Origin of the sequence: Bacillus sp. SIMBA_005 (genome assembly GCF_046535585.1) — a bacterium.
Classification (GTDB): Bacteria; Bacillota; Bacilli; order Bacillales; family Bacillaceae; genus Bacillus; species Bacillus pumilus.
Map to the genome: position 1 here is coordinate 1 of NZ_JAWRWI010000189.1, position 304 is coordinate 304.

Sequence of the window (304 nt, forward strand, 5' to 3'; positions counted from 1 at the left end):
GGTGTTTTTTTCAGATGTTTTTTCTCAGAGAGGGGAAACGATATCCCTTTTACTATCGAAAACAAAAACAGGCAAAATGGCGTGGAATGGAATCGTACCTTTTTCTTTAAAGGCAAAACGCGTTTTTTTGATGCGGTCATGGAATATGATGAGCGGGAAAACAGAATTCTTGATTACTTCGGCAAACCTCACATCCTACTGTCTGAACTGCATTTAGAAGCGTCTTCAGACGGAGGGCTTGTTATTACATCCGGAAGGCAGTGGCTCCTGATAGGCGGAAAGAAAATCCCGATTCCGGCATGGC

General features: G+C 43.4%; 1 protein-coding gene. It reads left to right on the forward strand.

From position 1 onward, the window contains the following. On the forward strand, nt 1–304 hold a 304-nt coding region (locus SB660_RS19705), incomplete at both ends, for a DUF4166 domain-containing protein (protein WP_410583949.1).